This window comes from Sulfurimonas sp. (assembly GCF_016744025.1).
Taxonomy (GTDB): domain Bacteria; phylum Campylobacterota; class Campylobacteria; order Campylobacterales; family Sulfurimonadaceae; genus Sulfurimonas.
Genome location: NZ_JADGFC010000210.1, coordinates 1 through 2,793, shown reverse-complemented (window position 1 = coordinate 2,793; position 2,793 = coordinate 1). Strand labels below are relative to the sequence as shown.

The following is a 2,793-nucleotide window of genomic DNA, read 5'->3' as shown; positions in this document are numbered from 1 at the left end:
AGATACATGCCACTCTTAAAGTCGGAAAGGTTCAATCGTTCTGAAGTAGACGAGGTTTCCTCTTGCAGTTTTAATCTACCTTGCAGGTCGAAAATACGAATGCTTCTTTCGTCACTACTTTTAAACTTCACGACCATTTCACTTACAACAGGGTTTGGATAAATTTGAGTTGACGACTCTAAAACATCTTCTATGCCAGTCGCAAAATCAACTGTAATTGTAATATTGTTTTCACAAGTTTCATACTCATCATTACCAGCTTGAGAAGCTTTTATCTCAACTGTTCCAACTTCATTGAAAGTTATAAAGTTCCCAGTAATATTAGCATCTCCTGAAATTAATTCAAATGTTACTGCAAGACCAGAACTCGCTGTTGCATTTAGTTCTATTTCGTCGTTTGCTTTAACTGTTTCTGGTTTATCAGCAAAAGTAATAGTTTGTTCTCCTTTAGTAATCTTGATAATGTTAGTTCTTAATATCGTTGAATTGAAATAATCGTTAGACATTTCACAGTAATAGTTTCCAGTTTTTAAAGGTTTAAATATCCCCAATTTAATTTTTTTGATGATGTTCTGATCTATTTCATTGTTATTTTTGAACCATTTAAATGTGGTCTTGTTTTCATTGAAGTCAACTTCTGAAGTGAAATCAATTTCGAAACCAAATTTTTCCTCTTTGGATTGAAAAATTAATTTATTTGAGTTATAATTTAATTCGGTATAATAATCTTTAATTTTTTTGAGAGATGAAAAGGGAAATAAATTATTATTGCATTTCAAATCAAATAAGTGAGTGTTTTTACTTATGTCTAGCTTACTTAGTTCGTTGTTTTGGCAATATAAATTTATTAATGCTGTATTATTACTAACATATAACGTTCTGATTTGATTTGAGTAACAAAACAAGGTTGTTATTGCAGCGTTCTTATTAATATCTAAAGTCTTGAAATTATTTGAGAAACAAATCAATTTCGTTAATGCCGTATTCTCTTGAATATCTAATATTTCTATCCGATTAGAGCTACAATCTAAATCAGCTAATGCTGTATTCTCGCTAAGATCTAATGTTTTTAGTTGATTTTTGTGACAAGATAAATTAGTTAAAGTCTTATTCTTGGTAATATCTAATACTTCGAATTGATTAGAGCTACAATCTAAATCAGCTAATGCTGTATTCTCGCTAAGATCTAATGTTTTTAGTTGATTTTTGTGACAAGATAAATTAGTTAAAGTCTTATTCTTGGTAATATCTAATACTTCGAATTGATTAGAGCTACAATCTAAATCAGCTAATGCTGTATTCTCGCCAAGATCTAATGTTTTTAGTTGATTTTTGTGACAAGATAAATTAGTTAAAGCCTTATTCTTGGTAACATCTAGTGTTTTGAGTTGATTTAAACTGCATGATAAACTAGTTAGTTCAATATTTTTATTAACATTTAATTTATTGATAGGGTTTGAATTACAGTGTAAATCTGTTAATAACGTATTTCTGTTAATATTTAATGAACTGAGTTGATTTGAGCTGCAAGATAAACTAGTTAAAGCCGTATTTTGTGTAATATTTAATGTTTTGAGTTGATTCATATCGCAACTTAAACATATTAATGCTCTATTTTTGCTGACATCTAAATTTGTCAGGAGATTGGAGTTGCAAGATAGATCGGTAATATTTATAAAATATTCAATTCCTATAAGGTCAGATATACTTTTACCTGTAACGTTAATTTCACCAGAATAAGCTAGAGCTTCACTTATTTTTATTTCTCTATCTTCATCGATATCGATACCAGTGTGGGTGAGTAGAGCATTTTTAAAATTTGCATCAGGGAAAGTAATTATAGGATCCAAAACAGTAATGTTCTCGGTTTTAAGTTCGGCTCCTGCAAAATAGGTATTGCGCATTTTGCAATAGTAACGACCTGCTTTAAGAAACTGAAAAACACCAGGGCTTGTAGTACTTTCTTTAACCACTTTGGCATCAACCGTCAGATCAGAATCATTGTACCAGATAAAAGTAGTTAAATGGCCGTTAAACTCTCTTTGCGCAGAGTAATTTACCTCCTCTTCTAAATTTTTAATTAGAGGTGTAAATATTGTTTTATTGGACCTGTAGCTTAAACCCGAAAATTTAATTTTTATTTTTTGTAATTCTGAGAATGGGAATTGATTTTCAACACAATATATATATCTGATTTTCGAACCTTTACCTAAATCTAATTTTATAAGCTTGTTATTGTTACAATACAAAGCCTTCAAACGAGTATTTTGACTCAAATCTAAACGAGTAAGTTGATTATTACGACATATTATACCCTCTAATTTTTTATTTCTGCTTAAATCTAATGTTGTAAATTTATTATTATTGCAAGTTAATCTTATTAGAGCCTTATTATTTATCAGATTTAAATTGGTGAGTTGATTGTCATAGCACATTAAACTCTTTAAATTTGTGTTGAAACTTAGGTCTAGTCTTGTAAGTAAGTTCCTGGAACATACTAAATGCTCTAAATTTAGTATGTTACTTACATTTATGCTTGTTAATTGATTGCCATCGCAAGAAAGTTCTGTAATGTTTATAAAATATTTGATACCCGTAAGATCGGATATATTTTTGTCTCCAACGTTAATTTTACCAGTAAAAGCCGCCGCCTCACTTACCGAAATCTCCCCATCTCCATTGGTGTTAATGCTAGTATTATCAACCAGTGCTTTTTTAAAATTGGCATCGGGAATGTTTATGTTCTGTGCATTTAGCGAAATAGTTGCAATAAGGAATAGCAATAGGGTAAAG

General features: G+C 30.0%; 1 protein-coding gene. It reads right to left on the bottom strand.

The genetic code is table 11. The features are described 5' to 3' along the window. A partial coding sequence (locus QZZ48_RS15255) for a T9SS type A sorting domain-containing protein (protein WP_294967113.1) occupies positions 1-2,793 on the bottom strand: 2,793 nt, incomplete at both ends.